Genomic DNA, 13298 nt, shown 5'->3' on the forward strand with positions numbered 1-13298 from the left:
GCTACGGCTTGAGCAGCAGACCCAGCGCGATGATGCAGACGAACCAGATCACGCCCGTGATGACGGTGAGTCGGTCCAGGTTACGCTCCACCACCGACGATCCACCGAAGGACGAGGTGAAACCACCGCCGAACAGGTCCGAAAGACCGCCGCCCTTGCCCTTGTGGAGCAGGACGAGCAGCACCATCAGAGCGCTCGACAGGATGAGAGCGATGGAGATTCCGATTGTCACCGTAGACCTGTTCCTATGTGGGGCGTGTACGACGCCATTCGGCGTGACGATTCAATCTTGCACTACGAGGGTACGACTTGTTGTCAACTCGTACCCCCTAAACGGCCCAGCTAGCCAGACATCTCCCGAAAGCGGCAAATCTTGACGAATTCTCCCTGGTCGAGGCTTGCCCCTCCGACGAGGGCGCCATCGATGTCGGGCTCCGCCATGATGCCGGCGATGTTGTCCGCCTTTACCGAGCCTCCGTAAAGGATACGGACCGACGCGGCCACCTCGTCCCCATACAGCTCGGCGAGTCGCGCCCTGAGGGCTCCGCACACCTCCTGGGCGTCCTCCCGGGTGGCGACCTCACCGGTACCGATCGCCCAGACCGGCTCGTAAGCCACCACAAGCGACTTGACCTGCTCGGCCGGCACGCCCTCGAGCCCGCCCACGAGCTGGCCCACGGTGTGCTCGATGTGGCGGTCCTCCCTGCGGATCTCGAGTGCCTCGCCGACGCACAGGATCGGCGTGATCGAGTGCCGGTAGGCCGCCTTGACCTTCGCGTTGCAGAGGCCGTTGTCCTCGTGGTGGTACTGCCGGCGCTCGGAATGCCCGACCAGCACGAAGGTCGCGCCGAGCTTGGCGAGCATCGCCCCGGAGATGTCCCCCGTGTAGGCGCCCGAGTCGTGGTGGGACAGGTCCTGCCCGCCGTACACGATCCGGAGCTTGTCACCGTCGACCAGCGTCTGGACGCTGCGCAGATCGGTGAACGGCGGGAGCACCGCGACCTCGACGGCGTCGAAGTCCTTGTCGTTCAGCGAGAACGCCAGCTTCTGCACCAGGTTGATGGCCTCGAGGTGGTTGAGGTTCATCTTCCAGTTGCCGGCGATGAGCGGCTTTCGAGCCACTATGCCTCCAGAGCAGCGAGCCCGGGCAGCGTCTTGCCTTCGAGGTACTCGAGGCTGGCGCCGCCACCGGTGGAGATGTGCGAGAAGCCGTCCTCAGGAAGACCGAGCAGCCGCACCGCGGCCGCCGAGTCGCCGCCGCCGACGACCGTGAACGCGCCGGACCGGACGAGCGCCTCGGCCACGGCACGGGTGCCGCCGGAGAACGCCTCGAACTCGAACACGCCCATGGGGCCGTTCCAGAACACCGTCTCGGCGTCCGCCAGCTTGGCGGCGAACAGCTCCCGCGTCTTCGGCCCGATGTCGAGGCCCTCACGGTCGGCCGGGATCGCGGTGGCGTCCACCACCTCGTGGGGCGCGTCCGCCGCGAAGTGCGTGGCGGCCAGCACGTCCACGGGGAGCACCAGATCGACCCCACGGGACGCGGCCTCGTTGAGGAAGCCGCGGACCTGGTCGAGCTGGTCCTCCTGCAGCAGCGAGTTGCCGACCTCGTGCCCCTGCGCCTTCAGGAAGGTGTAGGCCATGCCGCCGCCGATGAGCAGCCGGTCGACCTTCGACAGCAGGTTGGCGATGACGCCGAGCTTGTCGGAGACCTTCGCGCCGCCCAGGACCACGACGTACGGCCTGGCCGGGTCCTCGGTGAGCTTCTTGAGCACCTCGACCTCGGTCAGCACCAGGTCGCCGGCCGCGTGCGGCAGGCGCTGCGGCACGTCGTAGACGCTGGCGTGCTTGCGGTGCACCGCGCCGAAGCCGTCCCCGACGTACAGGTCGGCGAGGGCCGCCAGCTTGTCGGCGAACTCCCCCCTGACCGCGTCGTCCTTGGACTCCTCGCCGGGCTCGAAACGCAGGTTCTCCAGCAGCGCGACCTGGCCGTCCTGGAGGGCCTCGGTCACGCTCCCGGCCGACTCGCCGACCACGTCGGTCGCGAACGCCACGTCCTCGCCGAGCAGCTCCGCCAGCCGCCGGGAGACCGGGGCGAGGGAGTACTTCGGCGTCGGAGCGCCCTTGGGGCGGCCGAGGTGGGCGCCGACGATCACCTTGGCGCCGCGCTCGAGCAGCTTCTTGATCGTCGGCACCGACGCCCTGATCCGGCCGTCGTCGGTGATCGTCTCCCCGTCGAGGGGCACGTTGAGGTCGGCGCGCACGAAGACGCGCCGACCCTTCACGTCGAGCTCGTCGATTCCGATCATCAGAGGGAGGCGCCCACGTAGTCGATGAGGTCCGCGAGGCGGTTGGAGTAGCCCCACTCGTTGTCGTACCAGCCGATGACCTTGACCTGGTTGCCGATCACCTTGGTCAGACCGGCGTCGAAGATGCAGGACGACGGGTCGGTCACGATGTCGGAGGAGACGATCTCGTCCTCGGTGTACGACAGGTAGCCCTTGAGCGGGCCCTCGGCGGCGGCCTTGAGCGCGGCGTTGACCTCCTCGACGGTGGTCTCACGCTTGACCTCGACGGTCAGGTCGGTGGCCGAGCCCGTGGGGATCGGCACGCGCATCGCGAAGCCGTCCAGCTTGCCCTTGAGCTCGGGCAGGACCAGGCCGATGGCCTTGGCCGCACCGGTGGAGGTCGGCACGACGTTCAGCGCGGCGGCGCGGGCGCGGCGCAGGTCCTTGTGCGGGCCGTCCTGCAGGTTCTGGTCCTGCGTGTAGGCGTGGATGGTGGTCATCAGACCCTTCTCGATACCGAAGGTGTCGTTGAGGACCTTGGCCATCGGGGCCAGGCAGTTGGTGGTGCAGGACGCGTTGGAGATGATCGTGTGCGCCGCCGGGTCGTACGACTCGTGGTTGACGCCCATGACGATCGTCACGTCTTCGTTCTTCGCCGGGGCGGAGATGATGACCTTCTTGGCGCCGTTGTCGGCGTGCACCCGCGCCTTGGTGGCGTCGGTGAACAGGCCGGTCGACTCCACGACGACGTCCACGCCCAGGTCGCCCCAGGGCAGCTTCGCGGGGTCACGCTCGGCGAAGGCCTTGATCGCCTTGCCGTCGACGGTGATCTCATCCGCCGAGGCCTTCACCTCGTACGGCAGGCGGCCCAGGATGCTGTCGTACTTCAGCAGGTGGGCGAGCGTTGCGTTGTCGGTCAGGTCGTTGACCGCGACGATCTCGATGTCCTTACCGCTGGCCGCCACTGCGCGCCAGAAGTTGCGGCCGATACGGCCAAAGCCGTTGACGCCCACGCGGATGCTCACGGATCCGATCTCCTCGTACGTCGTGCGCCGGCTCTCCGGCGACAGGGCTGGCGTGAAACTTCAATGACAGACCTTATCGGACGCAAATTGGACTAGACCACGCGCGGGTGGGTCATGCCACAGTCAGGTAAAGCGCGCGCCAAGAGTCAGCCTCTGGGGTAATGTGCCCGGCTTGTCACACCCATCTCCTCTCTCCCAGGAATCCCCCCATGTATGAGAATTCCCCGGCCCAGCAGAAGAGCGGGCTGGTTCCCGGCATCCTCGCCGGTCTTGCCGCGGCCATCGTCGGCGCGGTCCTCTACGCGGTGATCATCGACGTCACCAAGCACGAGTACAGCTACGGCACGATCGCCATCGGCATCCTCGTCGGGTTCGCCATGATGGCCGCCAAGCCCGCCCATCCTGCTCTGCCGGCCATCGCGGCCGTCATCGCACTCGCCGGCGCGATCCTCGGCACCCTTGCCGGAGACGTCGCGCTGACCGTCAAGATAGCGGCAGAAGCAGGCTTCCCGCTGTCCTACTGGGACGCATTCACCCTGGTCAAGGACAACATCGGCGAGCTCGTCGACCTCATCACCGTGCTCATATGGGCGGTCGGTGCGTCCGCCGGCTTCTCCTTCGTGAACGCTCGTGTGAAGGGTGTCCTGCAGGGGGCCGCGGCGGCCTCCGCAGCTCCGGTGACTGCTCCCGAGGCCGGCGGAGCGCAGGACGCGTCCCAGGAGTCCCAGACGGCCGGCACGCCTGACGCCGCCGCCGAGACCGCCGAGACCGCCGAAGCCAAGGCTGCCGGTGCCGAGACCGCTGAAGCCGAAGCCCCGGCCGAAGCGCCGAGCAGCGAGCCGGCCCCGGAGCCCGCAGCCGCCGTCAAGGACGACACGAAGGACGACACGGTGGAAGGCGAGGCGATCCCCGAGGCCGCCAAGGAAACCGCGGCAGCCCGGACCGACGCCGAGGACGGCGAACTGGAGAAGGCCCGAAGCTGACGCTCAGGGAGCGAGCATGTCGGGCGTGAGGTTGGCCTCGGTGTTGGCGACGCCGAGATCCTGAGCCCGCTTGTCCGCCATGGCCAGCAACCGCCGGATCCGCCCCGCGATCGCGTCCTTGGTCAGGGGCGGGTCCGCGATCTGGCCGAGCTCCTCGAGGGACGCCTGCTTGTGATCGACCCGGAGCCGGCCCGCAACCACGAGGTGCTCGGGAGCATCCTCGCCGAGGATCTCCAGAGCGCGTTGCACCCGGGCGCCCGCGGCGACGGCCGCCCGGGCCGACCTGCGGAGATTGGCGTCGTCGAAGTTGGCCAGGCGATTGGCCGTCGCCCGGACCTCGCGGCGCATCCGCCGCTCCTCCCAGGCCAGAACGCTGTCGTGCGCCCCCAGGCGGGTCAGCAGGGCGCTGATCGCGTCGCCGTCGCGGACCACCACCCGGTCCACGCCCCGCACCTCCCGCGCCTTCGCGTGGATCTTGAGCCTGCGCGCGGATCCGACCAGGGCGAGCGCCGCCTCCGGTCCCGGGCAGGTGACCTCGAGCGACATCGAACGGCCGGGCTCGGTGAGCGAGCCGTGGGCCAGGAACGCCCCCCGCCATGCGGCCTCGGCGTCACACGTGGCCCCGGACACCACCTGGCGGGGCAGGCCGCGGACCGGGCGGCCGTGATTGTCGATCAGCCCCGTCTGCCGGGCGAGGGCCTCGCCGTCCTTGTAGACCCGTACGACGTACCGCGAACCCTTGCGCAGCCCGGCCGGCGCCAGCACGAGCACCTCGGCCCGGTGGCCGAACACCTCGCCGATGTCCCTGATGAGCCGGCGGGCCGTCACGTTGGTGTCCAGCTCGGCCTCGATCACGATACGACCGCCTACCAGGTGCAGTCCGCTGGCGAACCGCAGCAGCGTCGACACCTCGGCCTTACGACAGCAAGGCTTGAGCACCGATAGGCGGCTCAGCTCGTCTTTCACCACACCCGTCATGGCCATCTGCGCGTGTCCTCCCCGAACCAGACTTACGGGAGCCAGTCTCTCGCACCTTGACAGACAGGGATCACCGCTTCTCGTGGAAAATCTCGTCCAGGACCGCGGCAAGACGTGGTCCATCGTGCCTCGGAGATCCGTCAGAAGCGGCCACATCGGCCAAAACCAATCGGCCGCCGAGGGACACGGCGGCCTTCTCCAGGGCCCGCGGATCGTCGACCACGCTCTGGTCGGCGACCACCGCGTCGACGAGCAGCGACGGCGCGTGGTCCCTGAGCACCTCCAGATGTTTCTCCGGGGAGAAGCCGTCGGTCTCCCCCGGCTGCGGCGCGAGGTTGAGTACGACCATGCGCCTGGCGCTGGTCGCGTGCAGCGCACGGGCCAGTTCGGGCACCTTGAGATGCGGCAGCACGCTCGTGAACCAGGAGCCGGGGCCGAACACCACCCAGTCGGCGTCCTCGACCGCCTCGACCGCCTGGGGGCAGGCGGGCGGGTCCGGCGGCACCAGTGAGATCGCCTGCACCCGCCCGGGGGTCAGCGCACAGGCCACCTGTCCCCGGACGACGGAGATCACCCCGTCCAGCTCGACCTCGGCCTCGATGTCCAGGGGAACCGACGCCATGGGCAGGACCCGGCCGTGCGCGCCGAGCAGCCGCCCCACCCAGTCGAGTCCCTTGACGGGGTCGTCGAGCAACTCCCACAGGGCCACGATCAGAAGGTTGCCGATGGCGTGCCCGTGAAGCTCGCCCTCGCTGCGGAACCGGTGCTGGACGACCTCGCTCCAGGTCTTGCCCCACTCGTCGTCGCCGCAGAGGGCCGCCAGCGCCATGCGCAGGTCGCCGGGTGGCAGCACGCCGAGTTCACGCCTCAGACGGCCGCTGGAGCCCCCGTCGTCGGCCACGGTGGCGACCGCCGTGAGGTGGCCGGTGACCCGTCTCAGGGCCGACAGAGAGGCGTACAGGCCGTGGCCGCCGCCGAGAGCGACGACCTTCGGCCCAGGTGGGGGACTCGCGAACTCCCCGGGGACTGCGGACTCACCGAGTCCAAAGGCGAGCTCGTTCATGCTCCTCCTCGCCCGACGGCTCGCCTAACCCTAACGAAGCCCTTTTCCAGAAAGCCCTACTCTACGAAAAAGCTCCGGAAGATCCACAATTGCGCGGAAGGGCAGGCGCCGGGCGAGGGCGCGGCGGAAGGCGCCGCGAGATCCGAGGAGGCTACTCGCGGCCCATGTCGCGATGGCTGACCTGCACGTCCATGCCGTGCTCCCGCAGTCGGGAGCCGATCTCCTCGGCCATGGCGACGCTGCGGTGCTTGCCGCCGGTGCAGCCGACGGCGAGGGTCACGTAGCTCTTGCCCTCGCGGGTGTATCCCGCGGCCACGACCCCGAAGACGTCCTCGTATCCGTCGAGGAACTCCTTCGCGCCGGGCTGGCTGAGCACGTAGTCCCTCACGGGCGCGTCCAGGCCGTTCATAGGACGCAGGTCCGGCACCCAGTGAGGGTTGGGCAGGAACCGGCAGTCGACCACGAGGTCGGCGTCGACCGGCATGCCGTACTTGTAGCCGAAGGAGACGACGCTGACCTTGAGACCGGGCCGGTCCTCCCCGCCGAAGAAGGAGACGACCTTGTTGCGCAGCTCGTGGACGTTCAGCGACGAGGTGTCGATGACCAGGTCGGCATTGGCCCTGACTTCGCGGAGGATGCCGCGCTCCCGGCCGATGCCGTCGACCAGCCGGCCGTCCCCCTGAAGGGGATGGGGCCGCCGGACGTTCTCGAACCTGCGGACCAGCTCGTCGTCGCTCGCCTCCAGGAACATCACCCGGACGCCCACGCCGCGGCCGTCGAGCTCCTCAATCGCCGCGTTGAGGTCCGTCGTGAACGCAAGGCTGCGCACGTCGACCACCGCCGCCACCTTGTCGGCGGCCAGGTTGACCTTGCCCGCCTCCTCCGCCAGGGAGAACAGCAGACCAGGCGGCAGGTTGTCGATGACGAACCAGCCCACATCCTCAAGCGCCTTCGCCGCTGTGCTCCTGCCCGCCCCGGACATGCCCGTGACGACAACGAACGCCGGCTCAGTCGTGCTCATCGCCCGCTCACCGTCCTGCCTGATAACGACCTTGATAACGGCCTCGTCCCATCGGCGCCCCCGCCGGTGGACGACCCACCCCTTGCCCGGAGCATGACACCGCCACACCACGGCGCGCCACCGGCTCGCCGCAACACGCGACCGGCCCGCCACCGCCCGTGACCGTTCGGGGCCGAGCCGACCCCGAGCGGACGTTCCGCGACGTTCACCCGCGGTCGTCCTTCAACGCCGCCACGATCGCGTCAGCGGTGGCCGGTCCGATGCCGGGAACCTCGAGGATGTCGGCGGCGGTCGCCTCCCGCAGCCGCTTGACCGAGCCGAAGTGGCGCAGGAGCGCCTGCCGTCGGGAGGGCCCCAGCCCCGGAACCTGGTCCAACGCGCTTTCCTTCACCGCTTTGGACCGCTTTGACCGATGGTAGGTGATAGCGAAGCGATGAGCCTCATCGCGCACGCGTTGCAGCAGGTAAAGACTCTCGCTGGTGCGCGGAAGGATCACCGGCAGGTCGTCCCCCGGCAGCCAGACCTCCTCCAGGCGCTTGGCCAGTCCGCAGACCGCGACGTCGTCGATCCCCAGCTCGTCGAGCGCTCGCTGGGCGGCCGCCGCCTGGGCCGGGCCGCCGTCCACGACGACGAGGTTGGGCGGGTAGGCGAATTTGCGCGGGCGACCGGTCTCCGGGTCGATGGGCGTCCCGACCGCCGGGTCGCTCCCCTGGTCCGCGAGCGCTTCCGCCGCCGGGGACTCACCGTCGAGCTCGCCGGTGGCGACGCGCTCCTCCAGGTAGCGCTTGAATCTCCGGCAGATGACCTCGTATATGGAGGCGACGTCGCCCTCGGCGCTCTTGATCGAGAACCTGCGGTATTCGCTCTTGCGTGCCAGGCCGTCCTCGAACACCACCATCGAGGCCACCACGTCGGAACCCTGGATGTGCGACACGTCGTAGCACTCGATGCGCAGTGGCGCCTGGTCCAGGTCGAGGGCGTCGGCGATCTCCTGCAACGCGCGGCTGCGCGTGGTCAGGTCGCTCGCCCGCCGCAGCTTGTGCTGGGCCAGGGACTCCTTGGCGTTGCGCTCGACGGTCTCCATCAGGCTCTTCTTGTCGCCCCGCTGGGGGACGCGCAGATCCACCCGCGAGCCCCGCTGCTCGCTGAGCAACTCGATGACGGCCTCGACGTCGGGCGGCGAGGCCGGGACCAGGATCTCCCGGGGAATCGTGGCCTCGCTGTACATCTGGAGGAGGAACTGCTCCACGAGGTCGCCCGACGTGGTCTCCTCGACCTTGTCCACGACCCAGCCGCGCTGGCCGCGGATCCGCCCTCCGCGCACGTAGAAGACCTGGACGGCCGCCTCGAGCGGGTCCTCGGCCAGGGCGATCACGTCGCAGTCGGTGCCGTCGCCGAGGACGACGGTCTGCTTCTCCAGGGCCCGCTGCAGCGCCTGGACGTCGTCGCGCAGCCGCGCGGCCTTCTCATACTCCTCGACGGCGGCCGCGGCGCGCATGTCACGCTCGAGCCGCTTGATGAAGCGGGTGGTGTTGCCCGCCATGAAGTCGCAGAAGTCCTCGGCCAGGTCGCGGTGCTCCTCGGGCGTGACGCGGCCCACGCAGGGCGCCGAGCACTTGTCGATGTATCCGAGCAGGCAGGGCCGCCCGATCTGGCCGGCCCGCTTGAAGACGCCGGCGGAGCAGGTCCGCACCGGGAACACGCGCAGAAGCAGGTCGACGGTCTCCCTGATCGCCCAGGCGTGCGAGTAGGGCCCGAAGTAGCGGGTCCCCTTGCGCTTGGCACCGCGCAGCACCTGCACGCGGGGGAAGTCCTCCGCCATCGTCACCGCGAGGTACGGATAGGACTTGTCGTCGCGGTATTTGACGTTGAACCGCGGGTCGAACTCCTTGATCCAGGAGTACTCCAGCTGGAGCGCCTCGACCTCGGTCCCGACGACGGTCCAGTCGACAGACGCCGCGCTGGTCAGCATCGTCTGGGTCCGCGGGTGCAGCCCCGCAAAGTCCGCGAAGTACGAGTTCAGCCGTTGGCGCAGGCTCTTGGCCTTGCCAACGTAGATCACCCGGCCGCCGGGGTCGCGAAAGCGATAGACGCCTGGCGACTCGGGGATCGATCCGGGCGCCGGTCTGTAGGTTGCCGGATCCGCCACATTCAGAAGCCTACTTGGATCCGCCGACAATTCCGGCTTCGCGAGATCGCTCAGGGCGGCCGCCGAGGCCGCCTCTTCACGAGATCGCTCCGGCCTCGGCTGGACGCTCAGCTCGCGCCGGCCACCGCCGGCACTTCCCCTTCACGAGCTCTTCACGATCTCTTCATGCGATCGCCCCCGGCCACCGCCGGAGGCCCCTCCGGGAGATGGAAGCGCCCGGCGGGATCGTGGCAGGCCGCCGTCGCGGACCGGCCGCGGGGATCGCGCCGGGCGCGGGACTCACCCCAGGGTGATGTCGCCACCGTTCACTTGGATCTTCATCTCCGGGAGCGGCGCCGACGCCGGGCCGTTCACCACGGAGCCGTCCTTCGCGCTGAACTTGCTCCCGTGGCACGGGCAGTCGATCGTGCCGTCGGCGATCTTGTCCACCATGCAGCCCTGGTGGGTGCACACCGCGCTGAACGCCTTGTACTCACCGGCCGCGGGCTGGGTCACGACGAGCTGAGCGGCCAAGATGACCTTCCCGCCCCCCACGGGGATGTCCGCGGTCTTGGCGATCGCGGCGCCGGCCTTGACCTTCGAGGCGGCCCCCTCGCCTGCCCCTTCCGCGGGCTGGGCGGGCTGGGCGGCCTCCGGCCCGGCGGTGGTGTATCCGGCACAGGCGGTCAGCGCGACGGCGAGACCGGCTCCTCCCGTACCGAAGATCATCGCTCGTCGGGTCGTTTCCGTCATGATCGTCCTTCCATGATGCGAACAGGTCAGGGTGCCGCGTCCGCCGTATCGGCGACGCGTCACTCTACGTCGTCTATAACGGCCGGCATCCCTGGCATGGTTCAGCATGACGGACGACTGCTCTCGGGAGCGTAAGCGGGACCCCCGCCGACCTGCCCGGACGGGTCACGTTCCGAGGATCTTGCGAAGGAACAGAGCCGTGTGGCTGTCCTCGATCCCGGCGATGTCCTCGGGCGTTCCCGTGGCGACCAGCTTGCCGCCGCGGGAGCCTCCCTCGGGCCCCATGTCGATGATCCAGTCGGCCGTCTTGATGACGTCGAGGTTGTGCTCGATGACGATGACCGTGTTCCCGTTGTCGACGAGCCGGTTGAGCACGCCGAGCAGGCGGCGGATGTCCTCGAAGTGGAGACCCGTGGTCGGCTCGTCGAGGACGTAGACCGTGCGCCCGGTGGACCTGCGCTGCAGTTCCGAGGCGAGCTTCACCCGCTGGGCCTCACCACCGGACAGCGTGGTCGCCGGCTGACCGAGCCGCACGTAGCCGAGGCCGACGTCGTTGAGCGTCTGCAGGTGCCGGCGGATCGCCGGGATGGCCTCGAAGAACTCCAGGGCCTCCTCGATCGGCATGTCGAGGACCTCGGAGATCGTCTTGCCCTTGTAGTGGACCTCCAGCGTCTCCCGGTTGTACCGGGCTCCGTGACAAACCTCACAGGGGACGTACACGTCGGGCAGGAAGTTCATCTCGATCTTGATCGTGCCGTCGCCGGAGCACGCCTCGCACCGGCCGCCCTTGACGTTGAAGCTGAACCGGCCGGGCAGGTATCCGCGGATCTTCGCCTCGGCGGTGGCGGCGAAGAGCTTGCGCACGTGGTCGAAGACCCCGGTGTAGGTCGCGGGGTTCGACCTCGGCGTACGCCCGATCGGCGACTGGTCGACGTGGACCACCTTGTCGACCAGGTCGGTGCCCGTCACCCGGGAGTGACGGCCGGGAACGGTGCGGGCGCCGTTGAGCTCCTTCGCCAGCGCGTTGTAGAGGATGTCGTTGACGAGCGTCGACTTGCCCGAGCCGGAGACCCCCGTCACGGCCGTGAAGACGCCCAGGGGGAACTCGACGTCGACGCCGGTCAGGTTGTGCTCGCGGGCGCCCTTCACGACGAGCTGCCGCTTGCGGTCCCGCTTGCGCCGCACGTCCGGTATGGCTATCGCCTTGCGGCCCGACAGATACGCGCCGGTGAGCGACTGCTCGCTGGCGAGCAACTGCTCGACCGTGCCGGAGACCACCACCTGGCCGCCGTGCTCGCCCGCACCCGGACCGATGTCGACCACCCAGTCGGCCGCCGCGATCGTGTCCTCGTCGTGCTCGACCACGATCAGGGTGTTGCCCATGTCGCGCAGCCGGATGAGCGTCTCCAGGAGCCGCTGGTTGTCCCGCTGGTGCAGGCCGATCGAGGGCTCGTCCAGGACGTACAGCACGCCGACGAGACCGGACCCGATCTGGGTGGCCAGGCGGATCCGCTGGGCCTCGCCTCCCGCGAGCGTCCCGGCTGCCCGGTCGAGCGTGAGGTAGTCGAGACCGACGTCGAGCAGGAAGCCGAGCCGTGCGTTGATCTCCTTCACCACCCGCTCGGCGACGTGCATGTCCCGGTCGGACAGGTGGAGCGCGCCGAGGAACGTGGCGCACTCGCCGATCGACAGGCTCGAGACGTCGGCGATGGACGCGTCGCCCACGGTGACGGCGAGGGACACCGGCTTGAGGCGGCGCCCGCCGCAGGCCGGGCACGGGACCTCGCGCATGAAGCCCTCGAACCGCTCACGGCTGGCGTCGCTCTCCGACTCGGCGTGCCTGCGCTGCACCCAGGGGATGACGCCCTCGAAGTTCGTGTAATAGGAGCGCTCGCGGCCGTACCGGTTCCGGTAGCGGATGTGGACCTGCTCGTCGTGACCGTTGAGGAGGGCCTTCTGCGCCTTCCTGGACAGCCGCTCCCACGGGGTGTCGAGGTCGAACCCGAGCGCGTTGCCCAGGGCCTCGATCATCCGGACGAAGTAGTCGCTCGTGTGGCCGCTGGCCCAGGGCGCGATGGCGCCGTCGCCGAGCGTGCGCTCCGGGTCCGGCACGACGAGGTCCGGATCGACCTCCATCCTCGTGCCGAGGCCGGTGCACTCCGGACAGGCGCCGAAGGGCGAGTTGAACGAGAACGACCGGGGTTCCAGCTCCTCGAACGACAGGTCGTCGTAGGGGCAGTAGAGGTGCTCCGAGTAGAACCGCTCGCGGTTGGGATCGCCCTCGGGCAGGTCGACGAAGTCGAGCGTGATCGTCCCGCCGGACAGCTGCAGCGCCGTCTCGACCGAGTCGGTGAGCCTGCGCCGTGCGCCGTCCTTCACCGCGAGCCGGTCGACGATCACCTCGATGTCGTGCTTCTCGTACTTCTTGAGCGTCGGCGGCTCCTCCAGCCTGACGATCGTGCCGTCGACCCTCGCCCGGGCGAAACCCTTGCTCTGAAGCTCGCGGAAGAGCTCGGCGTACTCCCCCTTGCGGCCGCGGACGACCGGGGCGAGCACCTGGAAGCGGGTGCCCTCCTCCAGCTCCAGGACGCGGTCGACGATCTGCTGCGGCGTCTGCCGCGCGATCGGCCGCCCGCACGTGGGGCAGTGCGGCTTGCCGATCCGCGCCCAGAGCAGTCGCAGGTAGTCGTAGACCTCGGTGATCGTGCCGACCGTTGAACGCGGGTTGCGGTTGGTCGACTTCTGGTCGATGGAGACCGCCGGGGACAGGCCCTCGATGAAGTCCACGTCGGGCTTGTCCATCTGCCCGAGGAACTGCCGCGCGTAGGCGGACAGAGACTCGACATAGCGCCGCTGGCCCTCGGCGAAGATCGTGTCGAAGGCCAGGCTGGACTTCCCGGAGCCGGAGAGCCCCGTGAAGACGATGAGAGCGTCTCGCGGGAGATCCAGCGAGACGTCCTTCAGATTGTGCTCACGTGCGCCACGCACGATCAGGCGGTCAGCCACGGTGGTCCCGATAGGTCGATGGAGTCAACAGGAGGTGCACGGGCAAGCTATCC

General features: G+C 69.0%; 11 protein-coding genes. 1 reads left to right on the forward strand and 10 read right to left on the reverse strand.

The genetic code is table 11. The features are described 5' to 3' along the window. Position 1: 1 nt before the first annotated feature. From secG to gap, 4 genes are all read right to left on the reverse strand, one after another. Entirely contained in the window at positions 2–232 is a 231-nt protein-coding gene (gene secG / locus Pka01_RS29620; RefSeq protein ID WP_203886200.1) for a preprotein translocase subunit SecG, read from the reverse strand. A gap of 110 nt (positions 233–342) precedes the next feature. Beyond that, positions 343–1125 (reverse strand): triose-phosphate isomerase, encoded by a 783-nt coding sequence (gene tpiA / locus Pka01_RS29625; protein ID WP_203886249.1) that lies wholly within the window; start codon positions 1123–1125, stop codon positions 343–345. Further along, positions 1122–2309: a phosphoglycerate kinase gene (locus Pka01_RS29630; RefSeq protein ID WP_203886201.1), complete on the reverse strand. Its 1188-nt coding sequence runs from the start codon at positions 2307–2309 to the stop codon at positions 1122–1124. Before Pka01_RS29630 ends, tpiA begins: the two co-directional genes overlap by 4 nt. Next, positions 2309–3313 carry a type I glyceraldehyde-3-phosphate dehydrogenase gene (gene gap, locus Pka01_RS29635; protein WP_203886202.1) on the reverse strand — a complete coding sequence of 335 codons (1005 nt, stop codon included), beginning with the start codon at positions 3311–3313 and terminating at the stop codon, positions 2309–2311. The genes Pka01_RS29630 and gap overlap by 1 nt, the downstream gene beginning before the upstream one ends. Before the next feature lie 209 nt (positions 3314–3522). Between gap and Pka01_RS29640 the strand changes: the two genes are divergently transcribed. Further along, positions 3523–4296 carry a hypothetical protein gene (locus Pka01_RS29640; protein ID WP_203886203.1) on the forward strand — a complete coding sequence of 258 codons (774 nt, stop codon included), beginning with the start codon at positions 3523–3525 and terminating at the stop codon, positions 4294–4296. Between the two features lie 3 nt (positions 4297–4299). Here the strand turns inward: Pka01_RS29640 and whiA are convergent, their stop codons facing one another. The 6 genes from whiA to uvrA form a co-directional block, all read right to left on the reverse strand. Next, positions 4300–5280 (reverse strand): DNA-binding protein WhiA, encoded by a 981-nt coding sequence (gene whiA / locus Pka01_RS29645; RefSeq protein ID WP_203886204.1) that lies wholly within the window; start codon positions 5278–5280, stop codon positions 4300–4302. 64 nt (positions 5281–5344) lie between these two features. Continuing rightward, on the reverse strand, positions 5345–6337 hold the full coding sequence (locus tag Pka01_RS29650; RefSeq protein ID WP_203886205.1) for a gluconeogenesis factor YvcK family protein: 993 nt from the start codon (positions 6335–6337) through the stop codon (positions 5345–5347). A gap of 151 nt (positions 6338–6488) precedes the next feature. Beyond that, positions 6489–7358: an RNase adapter RapZ gene (gene rapZ, locus Pka01_RS29655; RefSeq protein WP_203886206.1), complete on the reverse strand. Its 870-nt coding sequence runs from the start codon at positions 7356–7358 to the stop codon at positions 6489–6491. Between the two features lie 205 nt (positions 7359–7563). Continuing rightward, entirely contained in the window at positions 7564–9507 is a 1944-nt protein-coding gene (uvrC, locus tag Pka01_RS29660; RefSeq protein ID WP_203886207.1) for an excinuclease ABC subunit UvrC, read from the reverse strand. Positions 9508–9786: 279 nt separating this feature from the next. Beyond that, on the reverse strand, positions 9787–10239 hold the full coding sequence (locus Pka01_RS29665) for a Rieske (2Fe-2S) protein (protein WP_239115528.1): 453 nt from the start codon (positions 10237–10239) through the stop codon (positions 9787–9789). Between the two features lie 165 nt (positions 10240–10404). Next, the gene (gene uvrA / locus Pka01_RS29670; protein ID WP_203886208.1) at positions 10405–13245 is read right to left on the reverse strand and encodes an excinuclease ABC subunit UvrA; all 2841 of its coding nucleotides are present in this window, start codon (positions 13243–13245) and stop codon (positions 10405–10407) included. Positions 13246–13298: the final 53 nt, after the last annotated feature.

This window comes from Planotetraspora kaengkrachanensis (genome assembly GCF_016862895.1).
GTDB classification, from domain to species: Bacteria; Actinomycetota; Actinomycetes; order Streptosporangiales; family Streptosporangiaceae; genus Planotetraspora; species Planotetraspora kaengkrachanensis.

Bases quoted from the DNA above. Each gene is read 5' to 3' on its own strand.
- whiA (WP_203886204.1), bottom strand. From the start codon at position 5,280: ATGGCCATGACGGGTGTGGTGAAAGACGAGCTGAGCCGCCTATCGGTG.
- Pka01_RS29650 (WP_203886205.1), bottom strand. From the start codon at position 6,337: ATGAACGAGCTCGCCTTTGGACTCGGTGAGTCCGCAGTCCCCGGGGAG.
- rapZ (WP_203886206.1), bottom strand. From the start codon at position 7,358: ATGAGCACGACTGAGCCGGCGTTCGTTGTCGTCACGGGCATGTCCGGG.
- Pka01_RS29630 (WP_203886201.1), bottom strand. From the start codon at position 2,309: ATGATCGGAATCGACGAGCTCGACGTGAAGGGTCGGCGCGTCTTCGTG.
- Pka01_RS29640 (WP_203886203.1), top strand. From the start codon at position 3,523: ATGTATGAGAATTCCCCGGCCCAGCAGAAGAGCGGGCTGGTTCCCGGC.
- Pka01_RS29665 (WP_239115528.1), bottom strand. From the start codon at position 10,239: ATGACGGAAACGACCCGACGAGCGATGATCTTCGGTACGGGAGGAGCC.